Origin of the sequence: Dactylosporangium sp. NPDC049525 (assembly GCF_040676755.1) — a bacterium.
In the GTDB taxonomy this organism is placed as follows: domain Bacteria; phylum Actinomycetota; class Actinomycetes; order Mycobacteriales; family Micromonosporaceae; genus Dactylosporangium.
Genome location: NZ_JBFAPO010000109.1, coordinates 1 through 19,862 on the forward strand (window position 1 = coordinate 1; position 19,862 = coordinate 19,862).

Annotated in this window: 19 protein-coding genes; 6 read left to right on the forward strand and 13 right to left on the reverse strand. The window is 70.6% G+C overall.

From position 1 onward, the window contains the following. Positions 1 to 103: 103 nt before the first annotated feature. On the reverse strand, positions 104 to 2,260 hold the full coding sequence (locus AB0K00_RS56260) for an MMPL family transporter (protein WP_363539715.1): 2,157 nt from the start codon (positions 2,258 to 2,260) through the stop codon (positions 104 to 106). 245 nt (positions 2,261 to 2,505) lie between these two features. Here AB0K00_RS56260 and AB0K00_RS56265 point away from each other — a divergent pair, with 245 nt between their 5' ends. Then, positions 2,506 to 2,700 carry a hypothetical protein gene (locus tag AB0K00_RS56265; protein WP_363539675.1) on the forward strand — a complete coding sequence of 65 codons (195 nt, stop codon included), beginning with the start codon at positions 2,506 to 2,508 and terminating at the stop codon, positions 2,698 to 2,700. Positions 2,701 to 3,423: 723 nt separating this feature from the next. Here AB0K00_RS56265 and AB0K00_RS56270 read toward each other — a convergent pair. The 9 genes from AB0K00_RS56270 to AB0K00_RS56310 form a co-directional block, all read right to left on the reverse strand. Beyond that, a complete protein-coding gene (locus tag AB0K00_RS56270; protein WP_363539677.1) occupies positions 3,424 to 4,083 on the reverse strand; it encodes a hypothetical protein in 660 nt (219 codons plus the stop codon). Positions 4,084 to 4,095: 12 nt separating this feature from the next. Next, the gene (locus tag AB0K00_RS56275; RefSeq protein ID WP_363539679.1) at positions 4,096 to 4,446 is read right to left on the reverse strand and encodes a helix-turn-helix domain-containing protein; all 351 of its coding nucleotides are present in this window, start codon (positions 4,444 to 4,446) and stop codon (positions 4,096 to 4,098) included. Positions 4,447 to 4,829: 383 nt separating this feature from the next. Continuing rightward, positions 4,830 to 5,738, reverse strand: a complete 909-nt coding sequence (locus AB0K00_RS56280) for an MBL fold metallo-hydrolase (protein WP_363539681.1) — start codon at positions 5,736 to 5,738, stop codon at positions 4,830 to 4,832. A gap of 206 nt (positions 5,739 to 5,944) precedes the next feature. Further along, positions 5,945 to 7,963 (reverse strand): glycoside hydrolase family 6 protein, encoded by a 2,019-nt coding sequence (locus AB0K00_RS56285; protein ID WP_363539683.1) that lies wholly within the window; start codon positions 7,961 to 7,963, stop codon positions 5,945 to 5,947. A gap of 226 nt (positions 7,964 to 8,189) precedes the next feature. Next, on the reverse strand, positions 8,190 to 8,435 hold the full coding sequence (locus AB0K00_RS56290) for a hypothetical protein (RefSeq protein WP_363539685.1): 246 nt from the start codon (positions 8,433 to 8,435) through the stop codon (positions 8,190 to 8,192). 85 nt (positions 8,436 to 8,520) lie between these two features. Then, positions 8,521 to 8,664 (reverse strand): hypothetical protein, encoded by a 144-nt coding sequence (locus AB0K00_RS56295; RefSeq protein WP_363539687.1) that lies wholly within the window; start codon positions 8,662 to 8,664, stop codon positions 8,521 to 8,523. A 91-nt stretch (positions 8,665 to 8,755) separates the two neighbouring features. Then, entirely contained in the window at positions 8,756 to 9,361 is a 606-nt protein-coding gene (locus AB0K00_RS56300; protein ID WP_363539689.1) for a DUF305 domain-containing protein, read from the reverse strand. Next, positions 9,358 to 10,146 (reverse strand): lytic polysaccharide monooxygenase, encoded by a 789-nt coding sequence (locus AB0K00_RS56305; RefSeq protein WP_363539691.1) that lies wholly within the window; start codon positions 10,144 to 10,146, stop codon positions 9,358 to 9,360. The genes AB0K00_RS56300 and AB0K00_RS56305 overlap by 4 nt, the downstream gene beginning before the upstream one ends. Positions 10,147 to 10,259: 113 nt before the next feature. Then, positions 10,260 to 11,561, reverse strand: coding sequence for an NAD(P)/FAD-dependent oxidoreductase (locus AB0K00_RS56310; RefSeq protein WP_363539693.1), 1,302 nt, complete (start codon positions 11,559 to 11,561; stop codon positions 10,260 to 10,262). Between the two features lie 85 nt (positions 11,562 to 11,646). Here AB0K00_RS56310 and AB0K00_RS56315 point away from each other — a divergent pair, with 85 nt between their 5' ends. Further along, a complete protein-coding gene (locus tag AB0K00_RS56315; protein WP_363539695.1) occupies positions 11,647 to 12,804 on the forward strand; it encodes an MFS transporter in 1,158 nt (385 codons plus the stop codon). 391 nt (positions 12,805 to 13,195) lie between these two features. After that, positions 13,196 to 14,629: an SDR family NAD(P)-dependent oxidoreductase gene (locus AB0K00_RS56320; protein ID WP_363539717.1), complete on the forward strand. Its 1,434-nt coding sequence runs from the start codon at positions 13,196 to 13,198 to the stop codon at positions 14,627 to 14,629. Positions 14,630 to 14,639: 10 nt separating this feature from the next. Here AB0K00_RS56320 and AB0K00_RS56325 read toward each other — a convergent pair whose 3' ends face one another. Continuing rightward, positions 14,640 to 15,341 carry a bifunctional nuclease domain-containing protein gene (locus AB0K00_RS56325; protein ID WP_363539697.1) on the reverse strand — a complete coding sequence of 234 codons (702 nt, stop codon included), beginning with the start codon at positions 15,339 to 15,341 and terminating at the stop codon, positions 14,640 to 14,642. 68 nt (positions 15,342 to 15,409) lie between these two features. Continuing rightward, positions 15,410 to 16,198: a sporulation protein gene (locus tag AB0K00_RS56330; protein ID WP_363539699.1), complete on the reverse strand. Its 789-nt coding sequence runs from the start codon at positions 16,196 to 16,198 to the stop codon at positions 15,410 to 15,412. 37 nt (positions 16,199 to 16,235) lie between these two features. Between AB0K00_RS56330 and AB0K00_RS56335 the strand changes: the two genes are divergently transcribed. Next, positions 16,236 to 16,631, forward strand: coding sequence for a MerR family transcriptional regulator (locus tag AB0K00_RS56335; RefSeq protein ID WP_363539701.1), 396 nt, complete (start codon positions 16,236 to 16,238; stop codon positions 16,629 to 16,631). Between the two features lie 3 nt (positions 16,632 to 16,634). Here AB0K00_RS56335 and AB0K00_RS56340 read toward each other — a convergent pair whose 3' ends face one another. Beyond that, positions 16,635 to 17,276: an NAD(P)H-dependent oxidoreductase gene (locus AB0K00_RS56340; RefSeq protein WP_363539703.1), complete on the reverse strand. Its 642-nt coding sequence runs from the start codon at positions 17,274 to 17,276 to the stop codon at positions 16,635 to 16,637. 95 nt (positions 17,277 to 17,371) lie between these two features. Between AB0K00_RS56340 and AB0K00_RS56345 the strand changes: the two genes are divergently transcribed. Continuing rightward, complete coding sequence (locus AB0K00_RS56345) at positions 17,372 to 17,902, forward strand: MarR family winged helix-turn-helix transcriptional regulator (RefSeq protein ID WP_363539705.1); 531 nt, start codon at positions 17,372 to 17,374, stop codon at positions 17,900 to 17,902. Between the two features lie 115 nt (positions 17,903 to 18,017). Continuing rightward, complete coding sequence (locus AB0K00_RS56350; protein WP_363539707.1) at positions 18,018 to 19,697, forward strand: serine/threonine-protein kinase; 1,680 nt, start codon at positions 18,018 to 18,020, stop codon at positions 19,695 to 19,697. The last annotated feature ends 165 nt before the right edge of the window (positions 19,698 to 19,862 follow it).

Below are 19,862 nucleotides of genomic sequence, written 5' to 3' on the forward strand. Positions count from 1 at the left end.
GCCGGCTTTCTCTTGATCCGCGGTGGGGGTGCCCCACGCGCCCGCCCACCCCCCCGCGCCGCTGGTGGGGGCGGGGCCCACCGGCCCCGCCCACGACCTGTCATCACCGCTTTCCTGCCACGGCGGCTGCCGGGTGGTCCAGTCGGTTCGCATCGCGGTAAGGCTCGTCGCGAATGAACAGGATCCGTGCCAGCCATCGCGGCAGCACCCAGTTCGCTCTGCCGAACAGCGAGACCAGTGCCGGCACCAGCAGAGCGCGCACCACGGTAGCGTCGAGCAGGATACCCGCACCCAGCCCCGTGGCGAACACCTTGATCGCGACCTCCGACGCCTGCGAAAGCGACGAGAAGGCCAGGAAGAGAATCAAAGCCGCGCTGGTCACCAGGCGACCCGTGTAGCCGATTCCGGCAATCACCGCATGGTTCGTATCCTGCGTCGCGTCGTACTCTTCTCTCATCCGGGCGAGGATGAAGACCTCGTAGTCCATGGAGAGCCCGAACAGATAGGCAAAGACCATCAAGGGCACGAAGTTCGTGATGGCGCCCGTGGCCTGGATACCCCAGATCAGGTCGGACCCGTAGCCGTCCTGCCACACGAGGACGAGTAATCCGTACGTCGCCCCGACGCTGAGCAGGTTGAGTGCGACAGCCTTCAGGGGAAGCAGGACCGACCGGAAGGCGCGCACCAGCAGCAGGAAGGTGACGACAACAATGATGGCCAGCATCAACGGGAACGACCCGTAGATCGCATTGTTGAACGCTTCCGAGTTGGCCCCCACGCCGCCGACCGAGGCGCCCAACGGCTCGACCGCCTCGGTGAGCCGATCCAGCACCTGTTTCCCAGCTGCGGAACTCGTCTCCGCTGTGGGCAGTGCATCAAGGATGACCGAGTCGTTCTTCTGCCCGGTCACGACCACGCCGTGGATCCCTGGCAAGGCCGCGATCCGCGACTCCACCTCGTCGGCATTCGCACTTTCGGCGACGACCTCGATCGGCGTCAGGACACCGCTCTCGATGCCGGCGGCCTGCAGCGTGCGGAGGCCGACCGTCGCCGGCCCGCTGGACGCCAGGGCGGCCGTGTCGGGGTCTCCCACTCGCAACGACGAAGCCGGCACCAGGAGCAGTCCCAGCATCGCCAGGCCGACTGCGGCCGCCCACCATCGGCGCCGAACGACTGTCCGGGCCCACCCGGTCCACAGCCGGGAGGGCGCGGAGGCGTTGGCACCGGCTTTCCGCCGAGGCCGATCCAAGAACGGTCCCGCCTTGACCAAAAGCGCCGGCAGCAGCGTGAGATTCACGGCGATGCTGACCAGCGGAATCAGGACGCCGCCGTAGCCCACGGATCGCAGGAACGGGACCGGCAGAGCCACGAGAGCGAGCAGCCCGACCGCAACGGTGACGCCCGAGAAGATCACCGCATGCCCAGCGGTCCGGACCGCCTCCGACACCGCGTCCGCGTTCGACCGTCCTCGGGCCCTCTCCTCTCGCCACCGCGTGACGATGATCAACGAGTAGTCGATCGCGATGCCGAGTCCGATCAGCGCAACGAGGAACTCGACGATGAACGAGACCTCGGTGAAGGCGGTCAGGCCGAGTACAAGAAGTAGGGTGGTCAAAATCGAGACAGCCGCGACCAGCAGCGGAACGATCGCGAGGAACGAGCCGAACACGAATATCAGGATGATGAGAGCGCCTGCGGCGCCGATCGCGGTTTCCGTGACGACGGACGCTTCCCCACCGCCGGACTCCGACAGCGCATCGATTCCCGTGGTGTAGGCCTGCGTCCCGGCCGGAAGTCCCGCCGCTCGCACGAACTCGTCGGCTGCCGATTGCCCGAGACCGGAACCGTCGATTCCACCCACTGGCGGCGGGAAGGCGAGGACGAACGTCGTCCGACCATCTGCGGCCAGAAGAGCCTTGTCATCCGGCCCACCGTAGGACGCCACCCGCATGGACGCAGGGCCGGCGGCCGAGAGAGCATCAGCTCCGCGGCTCAGCGAATCGACTGTCGCTCGGTCCGTGATCCGGTGCTCGGCTGGGACCTTGACCACGATCACCGTTGGCGGCGCCTGTCCCCCGCCGCCGTACTCCATGACGATGCGTTGATTCGTTTCGTATCCCTTCTGACCGGGCAGCGAAAACGACTGTGTCAGATGGTCCGTGAGCCGAGTGGCGGCGAGACCGCCGACGACGACGAGTATCAGGCTGACAGCGAAAATCCAGCGAGCGTACCTCTCGGCGAACCGCGCAATACGAGTCATCACAGACCTCACCTACTAGTCAACTCGTCCTGCTTCTCAGGATTTTCATCCTACTAAGCAAGTCACGCTATCACGCGCGGCGGGCTGAGCCGTCGGGCTACGGACGGACCTGTCAAGCTTTCGGCTCTGGCGCGGAGACGGTGGTCCCTGCATGAGCAGTGACAGCCGACGGTCCGGCACACCAGCCGCCGCACCCGCACCTCAACAGCCGCACCATCACCCCCAGCCGGAATCCGCTCGTGCCGGTGAACCGCTTCGCGGCCACCGGCGAGCCCACGACCGCGACGATTGCCTGCTGTCCAAGCTGCGGCCCGGAGTGCTTCGCCGTCGAGGCGCGCATCCGCCGCGAGGGTGACGCCGTGCGCTGGGAGTGGGGCCGGCGCGGCGCAGCGTGGGACGGCAAGCGGCGCACGACGCTGTTCGACGCTGCGGCCTTCTGACGCCGAGGTGGCCCGCGTCGGGGCCGAGTACAACGCGGAAGACGTTGGGTTGCTCGGTGGTTGCTCGGATATTCGCTACCCGGCATGGAAAGGGCCGGACGGTTCAGGGACTTCCGTCGTAGCGCCAAGTGATGGCTGCGGTGTTCCGGCGATTGGAGCCCGCTGACCAACGCGGGCGGGGCCGGATCACACAGAACGCGAGCTGCTTCCCGGGATTTTCCTTGCTGCGCTTGGAACTTGAGCCAGTTGATCGTCTACTTCGGACTTTCAATCGGTTGTTCGGCGTTCGACGACTTGGTCACCCGTCTGCGTCGTGTACGTCGTGCTCGTCCTGAATCGGGGCCACCATTGGACGGATATGACCCGCCGTCAAGAGGACCGTTGCGCGCTCGGCACGTCTTGTCGATTCTCGGCGGGAGAAGCGGCGGCGTCCGCCTTGGACCTGCGATCCGATCGCGGTGAGCCTTGGCTGTCAGTTCGGACCGCCTTGGAGACGCTGTTCGCGGATGATGTGGCACGGCCGGCACTTAAATTAACTGTTCGTGGTAACGGTGGTGGTAACCGTGAAGATCGATTGCGGCGTCACGCGTCGGTACTGGGCGGAATGAGGTGGCATGGGGGAGTGGTTGAATCGCCAGGTCAGTGGCAGTGTGGAACACGGGACGGCACCCCGTAACAGAATCGTTGCGATACCCCCTGGGGGTCAAGGGGTTAGCGGTTCTATCAGCACTGTCGGCCGATACGTCCGCCGAGCGGCACCACGAACGGCAGCCGCTCGGCCGGTGCCTTGTCCGCCACGAGCGTCACCTGCGGGTCGCGGAACACCAGTTGTGACAGGGTGCGGAACGCGACCACGCTCGCCGCGGCAACCTGCGCCGGCGGCCGCCCTCGCATTGCCGCGCCGACGGCGAGTCCGACCACGGGGCCGAGCGCGACCTTGTGCGGCCGGATCCCCATCGCGCCGGCAATCGCGCCGCTCGCGACGCCCACGGCCAGTGGGCTCGCGCCTCGTTTGCCGGCCGCCCATCCGATGGGCGCCGCGATCGCCCCGCTGGCCGCGATCCTGGACCAGACGGCGGGGACCTCATTCGGCTTCTGCACCGCTCTGGCGGTCGCGTCGACAACGGCCATCACACCAGCGCCGAGCAACGCACCCTTGATCGCACCGCGTGGACCGCGGTGCGCGGCGAGAGCCGCCCCGGCCGCGGCGCCCATCGCGGCGGAGAAGCCGATCCCCTGTGCCCGCTTCGCATCCATGCCTCTGTTGTACATGGCAGGCTCGTGGAGTCCGCTCTTGCGGTGGTGCGGGTTGGTTTGGCCGAGCGTGGCATGAGCGGATGCCGGTTGAGCGCCGACGGTCGCACCATGACCGTCGTGCGTCAATGCGAGACGTGTTCATGCCTCAACGGGATCACGAGCGTCGAGAAGTTCGTCCCAGTGGTCCGCTGTCCACTCGTAGACCACCTTGAGGGGGCCGAGCAGGCTCCGCCCGAGCGGCGTCAGCTCGTAGGTGACGGTGCGGCCGGCCGCAGCGCGTGACACGAAGCCGTCGCGTTCCAGAATGCGCAGGGCGCGGGTGAGTTCCTTGGGGCTTGTCCGGTGCAGCACGGCGTGCAGTTCGCCGAAACGGAGGGGCGCTGCTTCCAGCAACCGCATGACAAGGGGCGCCCACTTGTGATCCATCCGTACCGGCAGGAACGAGGAAGGGCACAGCTCATCGAACATGTCGGACTCCGGGCGGCTCATGGACCGAGGATAGATACCCGATTGGTAACCATGACCTGGCCTATGGTCGGCGCCATGTTGAAGGTCGTTGTTTTCGGAGCCGGCGGCAAAGCTGGTGGCGCCGCTGTTGTTGAGGCGAGGACGCGGGGTCATGAGGTCACGCCGCTCGTGCGGTCCGCGGCGGATGTCACGGATCCTGCGGCCGTGGCTAGAGGAGCGGCGGGGCACGATGTGGCGATCGCGGCTGTGGCTGACGCCGCCGATCCCGCTGTGTTCTTCCGGGCGGCGGCTGAGAGCCTCGTCGCCGGGTTGCAGGAGGCGGGGGCGAGTCGTCTCGTCTGGGTCAGCCTCGCGTCTTCAATCTGTGCGGCGGGGTCGGGGATCGGCCGATCCCCGATAGGGAATCAGTCGGTGGCGACGCTCCACGCGACGGCGTTGAGATTGTCGGCGAGGAAGATGTCGGTCCCTCCGAGCCGCTTGTCCCAGGACGGCATCAGCTCTGCTGCGCGGGCGACGACCGCGTCCATCCACACCTTCAGCTCGGCCTGTTTGTTGTTTGCCGGCACCTTGGCGGCGGCCGCGGCCTCTTTCAGGTCGACCGTCCGCATCGCCTCGGTCGCGGACCTGCGCAGGTCATTGATGTACTCGCGGTTTGTCGCCACGTCCTCAGGCGTGCCGTACAGCGCCATGTGACCGGTCACGATGGTCTCGAAGTCGTACTCGATCAGCTGATCCATGGCCGCGAAGTAGGCAGGCACGTGGGAGGAGAACACCAGACGGAAGAACGGCGGATTCTTCGGCGTGAAGCTGTCGATCGCCGTGAGCAGCTTCCGCTCCGGGACGTGGATGAACAGGTTGCCCGCCATGTGCCAGTCACCTGTGTAATCCAGGACGAACCGCGTCCCGTCGATGTCCAGCGCCTCATGTGGACCGCCGAAGGTTACGTTCGGCAGCGGACGGCGGTCGTCGTGCGCTTCCGCGATGAACCGGCCGGTGATCTCGTGAGCGACGATCTGCAGACCGTTCCGTTTGAGCTCGTGCGCCGCACCGAGGTGATCGGCGTGTGCGTGGCTGTAGATCAGGTGCGTGAGCGGCTTGGGGGTGACCGATTCGATCGCCGCCAGCAGCTTGTCACCCCCCAGGTGCAGCGGGGCGTCCACGAGGACGACACCGTTCCTGGTCTCCAGGAACATCGTGTTGACCATGCCTTGGGTGACGCCGTAGACACCGCTGCCCAGATCAGTCACGACGAACCCGGCCGCCGGAATGTCCGGGCCCAGAGCAAACGCGGGCATGGGCTTGAATTCGGTCACCAACGACCTCCGCTTCGTGCCATCTGACCGGTAGGCGCTTGCCCCGGGCAGCAATGCCCACACGCAGGAGGCAGATGACGAGCGGCATGATTCGCCCGTGCCGAGCTGGGAAACCGGATGCCCGCCCGCTGAGGCTCGGGTGCAGGTAGAAACGACCGGAGGGCCCCCGATGTGCATCGGGGACCCTCCGTCGTGCGGCCGGCCTGTTACAGGGCCGGGTACGCGTTCGTCATGAGCTGCTGGAACTGCGCGGAGAACCAAGCACCGGAGACCGGGGCGTTGGGCAGCGCGCCACTCATGCTGTTGCCGTTACGGCCGTTGCCGGTGTACGACGGGTCGCACATTCCGTCGAGGCCCTTGCCGGCCGGGTTGTTCGGGCCGGTCGGGATCAGCGTGCTGGAACCGTCGGACTCGCCCGGGGGCTTGATCCACACGTACGCGTCGATACCGGTGGCCGGGGTCGCCCGCGGCCGCTCGCCGAGGCCGGCGCCGCTCTGGTTGCACCAGTTGCCGGCGTGGATGCGCCGGTCGATGCGAGAGGCGTTGACCCAGGTGTTGATGTCGGTCGAGGTGCTCGCCGCGGTGGGCCGGGCGGGGCCGCCCCAGCCGTTGCGGGAGGTGTCGATCAGCATGCCGATGTTCGACGCGAAGCCCAGCGACACCAGCTTGGTGCGGAACGCCTGGGCGAAGGTGAGCTCGTCGGTGTACTGGTTCCAGTCGACCCACTTGGACTGGCGGATCGACTGGCCACCGACGGTGGCGCCGATGGTGACGAACGGCTCGGTCAGCGCCGAGTAGTTCGCGGTGTTGGTGATGAAGCCGTCAACCGTGGCGAAGCCACCGGTGGCACCCCGGACCGTGCTGGCGAACAGGTCCGCGGCGGGGCCGAAGTTGCTGTCCCAGCCGAGCCAGCCGTGGTGGGCGGCGTCGATGTAGTTGTAGGTGTTGGTGCCGGCCGCGTGCAGCTTGCTCAGGGCGTACTGGATGCCCGTGACGTAGTTGCCGTTGGCCTTCATGGTCGCGCAGGCCGCGGTCGCGCCGGCCTCGCCGCCCGCGTTGGTGACGATGTTCGGCAGGGAGTCGATCTCGACGATGTTGACGATCCGGATCGACGCGTACTTCGCGTCGGCCTCGATCGCGGCGATCGCGTCGATGTACTCGGTCTTGTACCGGTCGATCTCTGTCGGGCCGAGCTCACCGTTGGAGGCGAGAGCCGCGCAGTCCCGGCCGGGCAGGTTGTAGATCACGAACTGGGCAAGCGTCGCACCCTGAGCGAGGGCGTTGTCGAGGTGCTTGCGCATGCTCGTGGTGTAGCCCGAGCCGGACGGCGCGGCGATGGCCGCGATCGAGTCGAGCCAGACGCCGGTCGGCTGGTTGGCGATCCGGCTGCCGCCGGACTCCGCGGCGGCCTTGGACGACCAGTCCGGGTTCACGTAGACCTTGGCGCCCACGTACGGGTTGTCGACGTGGGTGCCGTTGTTACCGCCACCGGTGGTGACCGTGATCGGCACCGAGGTGCTGGTGGCCGTCGCGTTGGCGGCGCTGGTCACCTTGGCGGTCAGCGAGTACGAGCCGGCGGCGACGTTCGTCCAGCTGTAGGTGTACGGCGAGCTGGTGTCGGTGCCCAGCAGCGTCGTGCCGTTGTAGAAGTCGACCTTGCTGACCGAGCTGCCGGGAGCGGTCGCGGACGCGGCCAGGCTCACGGTGGCGGGGGCGGTGAACGAGGAGCCGGACGACGGGCTCGTCAGCGCCACGGTCGGCGCCGTCGGGTTCGTCGACGTGGACGGCGACGCCGACGACGGCGTCGGGGACGTGGTGGTGCCGCCGGTGCACGCCGTGCCGTTCACCGTGAAGTTGGTGCCGGCCGGGTTGGCGCTGGTCCAGGCGCCGTTGAACCCGAACGAGATCGTGCCGTTGGTGGCGACGGTGCCGTTGTAGCTCAGGTTCGTGGCGTTGACGTGCACGCCCGACTGCGTCTTGTTGGCGTTCCAGATCTGGGTGATCGACTGCCCTGCGTTGCCGAAGTCCCAGCCGACGTTCCAGCTGGTGAGCGGGTCGCCGAGGTTCGTGACGTCGACCTGGGCACCGAAACCGCCGGGCCACTGGTTGGTGATCGTGTACTTGGCCGAACACCCGGCCGCCGCGAACGCCTGGTTTGCGACCACGACGACCCCGGCGGTCGCCACGAGTGCGGCGGCCGATATGAGGGCGAACTTGCGCCTCATCGAGTCTCCCTACATTGACGAACTGCAATTAACGACCTAATCACCGTCCGTACAGGCAGGGCATTGCGTCAAGGAGGCCACCGGCGAGCATGCCGCTCACCTCGGGTGCCAGCCGTAACGTCTCTGAAACTTACTCGGCGAACCCCCTGCCGACCTGCGTCTTCACGGACGAGCGAGGGCCGCGAAGGGGGGTCGGCGGGGTGTCGGAGGGGTGCCGGCGCCGGCGTCAGACGGGGGCCGGCAGGATCGCGATCAGCTGCGTCGGGGGTTCGAGGGCGTCGACGATCGTGTCGCCCTCCAGCCAGAGACCGCCCGCGCGGCAGACCAGCGCGGCGGCGGCCTCGACGGGGCAGGGGAGCAGGGCGCCGCAGGCACCGCAGCGGGCCGGGTCGTCGGGGTCCCGCTCGAGGTGGCGGGTCTGGAGTTCGGCGGCGGTGGTGACGAGGACGCTGTCAGGGTCGAGGTGCAACATGCCGACGATCGTGCCGCCGGTACCGCCGCCGAACGCTGCGCAAAACGGGTGAAATCCCTGCGTGCAGCGGATCACCCGGCGGCGGTCAGCGGGAGGGCTTGCCGGTGCCGTCGCATTGGGTCGCGGCGCCCGTGACGCCGTCGGGCTGGTGCGCCGGGGTGGGAGAGCCGGCGTTGACGTGGACGCGCGCGCCGCAGACCGGGCAGCGGCTCATGGCTTCCGAGGACATCTCGTACACCTCACAACAGGAAAAGACCGGACCAGGGACTGTTTCCCTCATCCGGCCCTCCTGAACCCGTCAGCAACCGGTCAGCAACCCGTCAGCCGCTGACGAGCACCAGCATCTGCTTGATCTGCTGGGTGCGCGACAGCTCGATGCGTTCCGCGAACTGCTTCACGGTCGTGTTCTGGCCGTTGGTCTTCAGCTGCTGCGCCATCTCGACCGCATTGTGCTGGTGCGCGATGAGCAGGTTGAGGAACTTCATCTCGAAGTCGGCGCCGGACGCGCTGCGCAGCGCCGCGAGCTGCTCCTCGCCGGTGGCGGGCTGGCCGCCGTGCGCGGCGTGGCTGCTGTGGTCGTCGGAGCCGGTGGCCGGCTCGTGCCAGCCGGTGAGCCAGCCGGCCATCCGGTCGACCTCCTCGGCCTCGGTGACGTCGATGGCGCCGGCGAGGTTGACGACGTCCTCGCGGACGCCCTTGTCCTTGCCGAGCTTCAGCATCTCCAGGCCCTGCCGCTGGTGGCCGATCATCATCTGCAGGAACAGCACGTCGTAGGCGTTGTGCGGCCCCTCGGCGACGGCCGCGACGCCCTGCGGGGTGGCGGCGACCGGCTTGTTGACGTCCTTGCAGCCGGTCAGCAGGACGACCGCGACGAGCAGCCCGGGGATCAGCACGGCGGCGGTGCGGATGCGCGTCACGGCGGTCACACCGGCAGCCAGAGCGCGAGGGTGTAGATCGGCTCCCACGTGTAGATGGAGGTGTGCGACTGGCGGCACTGATACCGACGGCCGTCGTAGGTGACGACGTCGCCGGTGTGGTACGTGGCGCCGGCGGCCCACGCGGTGCCGCTCGGCGCGGGCGGCTTCGTCGTCGTCGGCGCCTTGGTCGGCGTCGCGGTCTTCGTCGGGGTGGCCGTCGCGGTCGCGGTGGGCTTCGGCGACGACGTGGTCGCGCTCGGTTTCGGGGTCGGCGTGCTCGTCCCGCCGCCGATCTGCAGGTCGACGCAGTTGTAGAAGGCGTTCGCGGTGTCGGCGATGTTCCACACCGCGAGGACCGTCTGGCGGCCCGAGTACCCGGCGAGGCTCACCTGGTGCGCCACGGTCGCGTTCGGCTGCTTGCCGCCGTCGTTGAACTGCGCGATGCGGGTGTTGCCGATGAAGTAGTCCCAGGTGCTGGTGGAGTGCCGGGCCGTCAGCACCCAGTTGAACGTGACCGACGTGCCGACCGCGGTGGCGGGCCAGTTGCGGCTGTTGTCGTTGAGCACCGCGAACTCGGGTTTGTTCGCGTTGCACGTCTTGAGGCCTTTCGGTCCTTCGACGCTCTGCGGCTCATATTGGATGGCGCCGCAGTCGGCCACCTTTCCCTGCGCGCACAGTGCCTGTCGGCTCGGCGGGGACGACACGTATCCGTGCGCCGACGCGGGCGAGCCGAACACCAGGGTGCTGGCCGCCGCACCCAGGGCGACCAGCGGATAGAGCACGGATCTACGCATTGGAGAACTACCTTCCACACCATTGTTCGCGGGTGTGGAAAACGTATATGAAGGGCGCTTAACGAGCCCTTCTGCAATTTGCAAATCCCGCCTAACGCGTATTTATGGCGGCGTTAAGACGGCACGGAAACCTGTTCCGGGGTGGCGGCGTCGAGGGGCACGTCGGCACCGGGGACCAGTCCGAGCCCGACGGCGGGGCGCCCGGAGACGGCGTCCAGGGCCCAGTCGGCGAGGACCCGCGTGCGGTTCCCCGGCAGCGAGATCAGGTGGTAGGCCCGGGTGACCACCTTGGCCGGCAGGCCGGACAGCGGCACGCGCAGCGGGTCCGCCGCGGCGTCGGCGCCGCCGAGGTCGACCAGGAACCCGAGGTCCCGGTGCTTGTACCGCTTGCGCCGCCCGATCCCGAACGACGCGGCCACGTTGTGCGCGGCGAGGACACCCTGCCGCACGGCGTGCTGTGCCGTCATCGGGGTCAGCATGCCGGGGCGGGTCAGGTCGGGCACGGCGGCGGCGTCGCCGCAGGCGAACACGTCCGGATACCCGGGCACGGTCAGGTACTCGTCGACGACGAGCCGGCCCCGTTCGGTGCGCAGCCCCAGGTCCTCCACGAGCGGGTCCGGTCGCACCCCGACGCACCAGATGAGGGTGCGGGTCGGCAGGACGCGGCCGTCGGTGAGGCGCACCCGGTCGGCGAGGGCCTCGGCCACGGAGCAGCCGGTGAGCACCTCGACGCCGCGTTCGCGCAGCACCCGGTCCGCCGTGCGGGACAGCCGCGGCGACAGCTCCGGCAGCACCCGCGGTGCGGTGTCCAGCAGCAGCCAGCGGACCTGCGCGCCGGCGAGCGCCGGCTGGTGGCTCAGCAGGTCGCTGACGGCGAGCTGGCAGTGCGCGGCGACCTCCGTGCCGGTGTAGCCGGCGCCGACGACCACGAACGTCAGCCGGGCCGCCCGCTCCTGCGGGTCGTCGGCCGCGGCGGCCAGCTCGACCTGCCGGATCAGGTGGTCGCGCAGGTACAGCGCCTCCGGTACCCCGCGGAACCCGTGCGCGTGTTCGGCCAGGCCCGGGATCGGCAGCAGCTTGTTGACGCTGCCGGCGGCCAGGACGACCCGGTCGTAGCCGAGCCGCTCGACCCGCCCGTCGGCGTCGTGGTAGCGGACCTCGGCCCGCTCCGGGTCGACGTGCTCCGCCTCGCCGAGCACGACCTGCACTCCGGGCAGCGACGCCGGCAGCGACACCGTCACCCGGCGCGGCTCCAGGACCCCGGCCGCCACCTCCGGCAGCAGCGGCAGGTACAGGAAGTAGTCCGTCGGGTTGAGCAGCGTGATCCGCGCGCGCCCGCGGGACATCCGGACCAGCCGCCGGGCCGCGTGGAATCCCGCGAACCCGCCACCGACCACCACGATGTGCGGTGCCATCTTCGCCTCCAGGTTCAGGTCATGAGCGTCACGCCGCCCGTACCCGTGTTGAGCCCCCTCACGCCGGCCGCGCATGATCGCGGGCATGCTCACCGTCGTGCTGCGGACCGCTCAGGTCGCCCGGGTCCTCGCCGCCAGCACCCTCGGCCGCCTGCCGCTCGGTGCCGCGCCCGTCGCGCTGCTGCTGTTCGCCCGGGAGACGCTGTCGATCGGGGCGGCCGGGGCGCTCGTCGGGGTGTACACGGCCGGGGTCGCGGTGGGCGGGCCGGTCCTCGCCCGCGTCGCCGACCGGCTGCGCCAGCCGCCGGTGATGCTCGCCGGCGCCGCCGTGTCCACGGCCGGATTCGTGCTGCTCGCCTCCGGGGTGCCGCTGTGGGCGGCGCTGCTCGCCGTCCTCCTGGCCGGGCTCGGCGCGCCGCCGTTCGAGGCCGGGCTGCGGGTGCTGTGGCGGACGCTGCTGGACGAGGAGCAGGTGCCCACCGCGTACACCCTGGACATCGCGGTGCAGGAGCTGATCTTCATCTTCGGCCCCCTCGTCGCCGGGGCGTCCGTCACGCTCGGCGGTCCCGTCGCGGGCCTCTACGTCACCGCCGGGTTGCAGCTGCTCGGCACCGTGTGGTTCGTCACCACGCCGGTGGTGCGCGGCTGGCGGGGCGAGCACGCGGAGCGGCACTGGGCCGGCGCGCTGCGCTCGGGGCGGCTGCGGCTGCTCCTCGTCGCGGTCGTCCTCGTCGGCACCGGCGTGGGCAGCCTGCCCGTCGCGGTGATCGACTACGCCGAGTCGGTCGGCAGCCGCGGCTGGTCGAGCTGGATCCTGGCGGCGCAGGCGACCGGCGCGCTCATCGGCGGCCTGATCAACACCCGGGTGAAGGTCGACGGGCGGCGGCTGCCGCTGCTCGCGCTGTGCCTGGGTCTCGGGTACGCGCCGCTGCTGCTGACGCCGTCGGCGCCGGTCCTGCTGTTGCTGCTCGCGGTGGTGTCGGGCCTGTTCCTGCCGCCGTTCCTGGCCGCGACGTTCGTCACGGTCGACCGGATCGCCCCGGCGGGGACCGCGGCGGAGGCGTTCGCATGGGTGGCGACGGCGTTCTCGGTCGGCGCCGCCACCGGGGCCGCCGCAGCCGGCGCGATTCTCGACGCGACCACCGGGCCGCGAATCGGGTTCCTGCTGTCACCGCTGGTGATCGTGCTCGCCGCGCCGCTGCTGGTACCCCTCGCAAAACACGTTCGAGCGGCGATGAACTGATTTGTCCGAAATAACCGGAAAATCGGGTTTACTGGATAGTGTCGAAAGCAGCGCGACGGCCACCGGCAGAACAACGGGGGACGGTGGACGTCGCGGCAGCGGCGGGTCCGGGGCGGCAATGGCGCCACCCGGACCCGTTCGGCGTTTCGCGTACAGTTCCGGGGTGACTCCGCACGACCCCACCCTCGTCTCCGCCCCTGCTCCCCGGGCCGGCCAGTCCTCCGCCGCCGATCCGCACGGCGCGTCCGGCGACCTCCACGGCGCCGCTGTCGATCTGGACGGCGCCGCCGGTGACGCGCTGACGGGCGCCTTCGCCGACGCTCTGGCATCCGACGCCGCCGCCGACGGTCGTGACGGTGACGTGGCCGGTGCCGGTCTTGACAGCGACGGGGTGCCGTTCGGGCCCGGCGTCGACCCGGAGCGCCTCGCGATCTGCCTCGCCGTGTTCGACGAGCTGCAGGACCTGCCGCCCGACCACCCCGACGTGCAGCGCGTGCGGCGGGCGACGTCCCACCTGTACAAGAGCGTCAAACGGCAACGGCGCAGCGACCGGCGGGCCGCCATCACCGAGGCGGACCGCACCGTCACCGCCGCGACCGCCACCGGCGCGCCCGGCCGCATCGACGACGAGACGCAGGGCATCGCGCTGGTGTCGCCCACGATCGGCGCGACCGCGGGCCGGCTGCAGCGGGCCAGGTCCTGCTACACGTGCAAGGACCGCTACGTCGACGTCGACGCGTTCTACCACCAGCTCTGCCCGTCCTGCGCCCGGCTCAACCGGCAGCGCCGCGACGCCCGCACCGACCTCACCGGCCGGCGGGCCCTGCTCACCGGCGGGCGGGCGAAGATCGGCATGTACATCGCGCTGCGGCTGCTGCGCGATGGCGCCCACACGACGATCACCACCCGGTTCCCCAACGACGCGGTGCGCCGCTTCGCCGCGATGCCCGACAGCGCCGACTGGCTGCACCGGCTGCGGATCATCGGCCTCGACCTGCGCGACCCCGCCCAGGTCGTCGCCCTCGCCGACGACGTCGCCGCGCAGGGCACCCTCGACATCCTCATCAACAACGCGGCGCAGACGGTGAAGCGGGCCGCCGGTTCCTACTCGCACCTGGTCGCCGCCGAGTCGGTCCCGGTCGAGCTGGACGGGCCGGCGCCGGAGATGCTGACCTTCCACAAGGCGGACCCGCACGCCGAGCTGACCCTCGAGGCCGGCCCGGCTGCACTGATCCCGCCGCACGCGCTCGCCGCGCTCGCGCTGACCACCGGCTCCGCCACCCCGGAGCGGATCGCGGCGCTCACCGCCATCGACGCCGGCGGCCTGGTGCCGGACCTCGCCTCGATCAACAGCTGGACCCAGCGGGTGAACGAGGTCGACCCCCTGGAGCTGCTCGAGGTCCAGCTCTGCAACGTGACCGCGCCGTTCATCCTGGTCAGCCGGCTGCGTCCGGCCCTGGCCGCGGCACCGGCCCGCCGCAAGTACGTGGTCAACGTGTCCGCGATGGAGGGCCAGTTCAGCCGCCGGTACAAGGGGCCCGGCCACCCGCACACGAACATGGCCAAGGCGGCGCTGAACATGCTGACCCGCACCAGCGCCGAGGAGATGCTCACCGACGGCATCCTGATGACGGCCGTGGACACCGGCTGGATCACCGACGAGCGCCCGCACCCGACGAAGATGCGGCTGCACGAGGAGGGCTTCCACGCCCCGCTCGACCTCACCGACGGCGCGGCCCGGGTCTACGACCCGATCGTGCGCGGCGAGCAGGGCGAGGACCTCTACGGCTGCTTCCTGAAGGACTACAACCCGTCGGCCTGGTAGGCCGGCGCGGTCAGCGCATCTGATACGACAGCGTGAACTTGCCGACCTGGACCTCGTCGCCGTCCTTGAGCGTGGCGCTCTTGACCCGCTCGCCGTTGACATAGGTGCCGTTGAGGCTGCCCAGGTCCAGCGTCGAATAGCCGAAGCCGCTCGGGTTGCGGTGGAACTCGACGTGCTTGCGCGACACGGTGTTGTCGTCCAGGACGATCTGGTTGGCGGAGTCGCGGCCGCAGCGGCAGATGTCGCCGTCGAGCGCGAACTCGGCGCCGGCCTCCGCGCCCTTGCGGATCAGCAGCGTCGCCCGGCCGGACGGCAGCTTCTCCATGTGCGCGGTCAGGTCGAGCGGCTGCGTCGCGCCTTCCGGCGCCGCGACCGACGCCTGGGCGAGGAGCTCCTCGCTGGTCACGATCGGCACGTGCCAGTGCCGGGCGAGCGCGATCGCCTCCAGGGGCGCGGCCGGCACCCGGATGCCGTCGCCGAGGACGAGCTGGAACGGCCCGTGCGCGGCGGTGACCTCGATCGCGCGCAGCGGGGCGCGCAGCGCGGTCAGCGCCCGCTGGAACAGCTCGGCGCTGACCGGCTCGACCAGGTCACGCGGCCCGCCTTCGACGGCGAACTGCAGGTGGCGGCCGGTCTGCTCGTCCTTGAGCAGCACCATCGGACGGCTCTGCCAGGTCTGAGCCCGCACACCTACGACGACGAGCTCTCGCATGCCCGGGCCTCCCGTGTCCGACGGTCAACGTTGATGTGGCGCTAACGGTACCGGGCGGGGGCTTGCTTTCAGAAATGCCAGCCCCGTCGTTCCGTCGCCTGGCGCACCCAGCCGTCGACCTGTGCGGGCCAGTTGACCCCTGCGGCCTGCGCGTGACCGACCTGGAACCGGCTGACCGAGTCGTGTCCCTCGGTGATGAATCCGCCGCGCTTGTCGAACTCGATGACCACCTGCGTGCCGTGCGGGTCGGTCACGAAGGTCACCTCGACCTCGTTGATCTTGCCAGCGTACTGGTGCGCGGCGTAGAACTCGATCTCCTGGTAGAACGGCAGCGTCTGGTGCACGCCGTGGATGTGCCCGCGCTCCAGGTCGGCGGCCTTGAACCGGAAGCCGAGCTGCACGAACGCGTCGAGGATGGCGGCCTGCACCGGCAGCGGGTGCACGTTGATCGCGTCCAGGTCGCCCTTGTCGAGCGCCCTGGCGACCTCGAGCTCGGTGCGCACGCCCATCGTCATGCCGGGCAGGCGCTGTCCGTACATGTGCGTGATCGGGGTCTCCCACGGCACCGGCAGCTGGAACGGCACTGCGTGCTGCTGGCCGGGCGCGAGCCGGAACCCGCCGGTCAGCTGCTGCCGCTGGAACTCCACGGTCGCGTCATACTCGCTGTCGCTGCCCTCGACCTCGACGCGGGTCTGCAGCGCGACGACGATCCGCTCGACCTCGACCTCGTGCTCACCGCCGGCGAAGCGGACCTGACCCGACACATACCCACCCGGCTGGACGTCGGGACCGTCAAGGACAGTGTCCACGGTCGGACCACCAACACCGAGTGCACGACGCAGGCTCTTGAAGACCATTCGCGGAGACTAACACGCAACACTGTAGGGTTGACTGGTGTCCAGACTGCTGCGGATCGGGGAGCTCGCGAACCTTGCGGGAGTGTCCACCCGCACCGTCGACTTCTACACCGGGCTCGGTCTGATCGAGCCTGCTGAGCGCACCGCCGGCAACTTCCGGCTCTACAGCGCCGACTGCATCGACCGCATCGCCGCGATCAGGGCCCTGGAGGCCAACGGGGTCAGCCTCGCCGACATGGCGGTCGCCCTCGTCCCCGGCAAGGGCGACCTGCCGGGCCAGCTGACCCAGCTCCAGGTCGACCTCGACACGCTGCGGGAGGCGGCCGCGCACTCCGGCCCGGCCGCCCACCAGTTGCTGCTCGCTCTCACCGCTCGCCTGCAGTCGCTGATCGCCACCGCCATCGAGGTCACCGGCAGCCTGCCCCCGATGTGAGGGTCAGGCCCTGATCAGCTCGGCGACCCGCAGCCCGTGCTCGGCGGCCTTCTCGTGCCCGGCCTTCAGCGACTCGGCGGCCAGGCCCCGCAGCGGCGCCATCGCCGGCGTCACGTCCGCGAGCGTCAGCTCCGCCTCGGCGATGTGCAGGTCGAGGCCGAAGACCTCGCCCAGGACCCTGCGCAGGTAGGGCGTGACGTGGTCCCAGCCCTCCTTCGGGGTGCCGGGCCCGTAGCCGCCGCCCCGGCTCAGCGCCAGGACCGCCGGCTTGCCTTCGAGCGGCCGGTCACCGTTGAGCCCCAGCCTGGGGTGCATCACGACCAGGTCGATCCAGGACTTGACCTGTGCCGGGAGGTTCCAGTTGTACAGCGGCACGGCGAACAGGAACGCGTCGGCGCCGAGCAGTTCCGCGCCGAGCTGGTCGACGAGCTGACGGGCCTCGTCGGCCGGCGGTGCGGTCGGGTCGACGGCGGCGCGGGCGAGGGCGCCCCACGCGTCCGCGGGCAGTGGCTGGATCCCGAGGTCGCGCCGGGTGACGACGGCGTCGTGGTGCTCGGCGAGCCACGCCTGCTCGGCGGTGTCCGCGAGGGCGCGGCTCACCGATCCCGCGGTACGGATGCTGGCGTCGAGACGGAACAGGTGCATGGTGCGGTACCCCCACAGAGTTCGGCTGTTGCGTAGATAGTCTGCACGGCAGAACATCTTCCCGCAAGAGTGAGTGAGCCGCTTATCATTACGGCATGACGCAGGCGCCGGAGGTACGCGACGAGCTCCAGTCGGACCTCGGCTGGGCACTGGGCGTCGTGCTGCGCGCCTACGCCAAGGGCGCCGGCCAGGTCATCGCCGGCGTCCCCGGCGGCCCCCGCGGCTACCAGGTCCTCGCCGCCGCCGCATCCGGCGCCGAGGGCACCCAGCTGGCCCTGGCCAACAAGCTCGGCGTCGACCGCACCGTCATGACCTACCTCCTGGACGACCTCGAGCAGGCCGGCCTCATCGAACGCCAGCCCGACCCCGCCGACCGCCGGGCCCGGCGCATCGTCGCCACCGAGGCCGGCCGCGCCACGATGTGCGAGCTGCAGGGCAAGCTCGCCCACGTCGAGAGCCGCGTCCTGAGCGCCCTCGCCGAGCCCGAACGCGCGCTCTTCCGCGACCTGCTGCGCAAGGTCGCCACCCGCGTCGACGAGCACGACCCCGTCACCGACGCCTGCACCGTCGTCGGGGAGCTCACCGACGACCCACCCACGGCCAGAACCCGCCGCCGCAGGTCCTAGATGTCACGCTTCGGCGTGTCTGACAACGTTCTGGTCTCATCGGCGCGTCTGAGGTCGTGAGGTCGGCATACTTGGGGCGGACCACTGGGCGAGCAGTAAGGAACGTCGGGTCGCGATGATGCTGCAACGCCGGTATCGGCTCGAGCGGCTGATCGGTGCGGGCACCACCAGCGAGGTCTGGCAGGGCCACGACGAACTCCTGCGCCGCCAGGTGGCGGTCCGTCTGCTGCGCGCCGACCGCGCCGAGTCCGCCGAGTCGTTCCTCGCCGAAGGCCGCGCCGCCGCCCGGCTCACCCACGCCAACGTCGCCGCCGTCTACGACGTCGGGACCGTCGAACTGCCGGCCCGCGGCGACGTGCCGTATGTGGTGATGGAGTTCGTCGACGGCGGCACCGTCGCCGACCGGCTCCGCCACGGCCCCCTGACCCCCGACGAGGTCGCCCAGGTCGGCGCGGAGGTCGGCGCCGCCCTCGCCCACGCCCACGGCCAGTGGGTCACCCACGGCGCGCTCACCACCGCGAAGGTCGCCCTCACCGACGTCGGCGCGAAGGTCTTCGGCTTCACCGACCGCCGCGGCGCCGACCCGCACGACGTCAGCCTCGACGTGTACGCACTGGGCACCCTCCTGCACGCAGCCCTCACCACCCCGGCCGACGGCGCGGACCCCGCCCCCGCGGCGCTCGACCTCGTCGCCCCCGCCGGCCTGGCCACCGTCATCGGCCGGTGCCTGGACCCCGACCCGGTCCTGCGCCCCGGCAGCGACGAGGCGGCCCTCGCCTTCGCCCGCATCGCCGGCACCCGGGTCGACCTGCCCGCCTGGTACACGCTGTCCGCCACCGCCGAAGACCTCGCCGCGCCGGCGGTCCAGCCGACCTCGGCCCGGCAGTCCGCCGCCCGGCTGACCGCGGTCCGCCTGGCCGCGGTCCGGCTCTCCGCGGGCCGCCCGTTCTCGGCCCGCCGCCCGTCGGTGCTGCCACGCGCGTTCCCGCCGGTGCGACTGCGCCGCGACAGCGGTGCGTCCTCTGGTGCGTCCTCTGGCGCGGACGTCTCGCCCGCCGGCGTCCTGCCGCTCGGGGTGGTCGCCTCGCCTGCCGGTGCGGTCGCCTCGCCAGCCGGCGGGGGCGGCTTGCCGGCCGGCGCGGGCGGTGACCTCGGCGCGGCCAGGCCGTGGATTCGGCCCGCCGCCCAGCTCGGCGCCCGGTCGGCCGCGCACACCAGGATCGTGCTGGCGAAGCTGCCGTTCGGGGCGCACGCCCGCGGCACTCGGTCCGGCGCGGCCCTCAACGACGTGACCCTCGTCGACCTGCGCTCCTCCCGCACCACCCCGCCGCCGCGCCCTCCCGCGCCCGCGCGGGGCAGCGGCCGGCGCTGGGCGATCCGGGCCGCCGTCGGCTCCGTCATCGCCGGGATCGTGTCCCTCGCCGCGGTCGCCGCCCTCGGCCAGCCGCAGGCGGAGGGGCGGCCACCGTCGGGTGGATCGCTGCAGACCGCGACCACCGGGGCGAGCGCCGTCCCGGCCGACGCGACGACGCAGGCCCCGGCCCCGCCGCCGCCGGTGGCGACAACCACCCCGCACACCCAGGCGACGACGCGCCCGCCGGCGACCCGCCCGAGCTCCACCCGGCCGGCGACGTCGGCACCGGCGAGCGCGTCCGCGTCGGCGTCCGCTTCGGCATCTCCCTCGGCGTCGGCCTCCGCGTCACCGTCCGGCTCGGCATCGCCGTCGGCGTCACCGTCGGAGTCGGCCACCGCCTCCGCGAGCGCCTCCCCGGCGGCATCCCCAGCCGACCAGTAGTCCCCCGCCCGGTCTCGCGTCCGCCTCTCCCGCGCCCGCCTGGCCGACTTCGCTTGGCCGACTTCGCTTGGCCGACTTCGCTTGGCCGACTTCGCTTGGCCGACTTCGCTTGGCCGACTTCGCTTGGCCGACTTCGCTTGGCCGACTTCGCTTGGCCGACTTCGC

What these genes read in the sequence shown, in the direction of transcription:
- AB0K00_RS56260 (WP_363539715.1), bottom strand. Translation starts at nt 2,260, where the DNA reads ATGACTCGTATTGCGCGGTTCGCCGAGAGGTACGCTCGCTGGATTTTC.
- AB0K00_RS56275 (WP_363539679.1), bottom strand. Translation starts at nt 4,446, where the DNA reads ATGAGCCGCCCGGAGTCCGACATGTTCGATGAGCTGTGCCCTTCCTCG.
- AB0K00_RS56285 (WP_363539683.1), bottom strand. Translation starts at nt 7,963, where the DNA reads ATGAGGCGCAAGTTCGCCCTCATATCGGCCGCCGCACTCGTGGCGACC.
- AB0K00_RS56290 (WP_363539685.1), bottom strand. Translation starts at nt 8,435, where the DNA reads ATGTTGCACCTCGACCCTGACAGCGTCCTCGTCACCACCGCCGCCGAA.
- AB0K00_RS56295 (WP_363539687.1), bottom strand. Translation starts at nt 8,664, where the DNA reads ATGTCCTCGGAAGCCATGAGCCGCTGCCCGGTCTGCGGCGCGCGCGTC.
- AB0K00_RS56305 (WP_363539691.1), bottom strand. Translation starts at nt 10,146, where the DNA reads ATGCGTAGATCCGTGCTCTATCCGCTGGTCGCCCTGGGTGCGGCGGCC.
- AB0K00_RS56310 (WP_363539693.1), bottom strand. Translation starts at nt 11,561, where the DNA reads ATGGCACCGCACATCGTGGTGGTCGGTGGCGGGTTCGCGGGATTCCAC.
- AB0K00_RS56315 (WP_363539695.1), top strand. Translation starts at nt 11,647, where the DNA reads ATGCTCACCGTCGTGCTGCGGACCGCTCAGGTCGCCCGGGTCCTCGCC.
- AB0K00_RS56325 (WP_363539697.1), bottom strand. Translation starts at nt 15,341, where the DNA reads ATGCGAGAGCTCGTCGTCGTAGGTGTGCGGGCTCAGACCTGGCAGAGC.
- AB0K00_RS56330 (WP_363539699.1), bottom strand. Translation starts at nt 16,198, where the DNA reads ATGGTCTTCAAGAGCCTGCGTCGTGCACTCGGTGTTGGTGGTCCGACC.
- AB0K00_RS56340 (WP_363539703.1), bottom strand. Translation starts at nt 17,276, where the DNA reads ATGCACCTGTTCCGTCTCGACGCCAGCATCCGTACCGCGGGATCGGTG.
- AB0K00_RS56345 (WP_363539705.1), top strand. Translation starts at nt 17,372, where the DNA reads ATGACGCAGGCGCCGGAGGTACGCGACGAGCTCCAGTCGGACCTCGGC.
- AB0K00_RS56350 (WP_363539707.1), top strand. Translation starts at nt 18,018, where the DNA reads ATGATGCTGCAACGCCGGTATCGGCTCGAGCGGCTGATCGGTGCGGGC.